The sequence below is a fragment of the Fructilactobacillus sp. X3R2C1 genome (assembly GCF_059901235.1).
In genome coordinates, this window is record NZ_JBWXVA010000083.1 from 1 (window position 1) to 239 (window position 239).

The following is a 239-nucleotide window of genomic DNA, read 5'->3' on the forward strand; positions in this document are numbered from 1 at the left end:
GGATTACATAAGCGTTCCGATAGAAGAGTTGGAAAATGACATTCGCTCAATCGGTTTGTTTCGTAACAAGGCTAAGAACATACAAAAGTTGTCGCGCATGCTGATCGAAGAATACGGTAAGGAAGTTCCCAGAGATCGTGATGAGCTTGTTAAATTGCCTGGCGTTGGCAGAAAGACGGCGAATGTAGTCGTTTCCGTTGCTTTTGATGTGCCGGCGATTGCGGTGGATACCCATGTAG

1 protein-coding gene is annotated in these 239 nt (G+C 46.0%); it reads left to right on the plus strand.

Annotated elements, in window-relative coordinates:
- Positions 1 to 239 (plus strand): endonuclease III domain-containing protein (locus tag AC6UDB_RS07250; protein WP_500709592.1); only part of this gene is annotated, 239 nt, incomplete at both ends.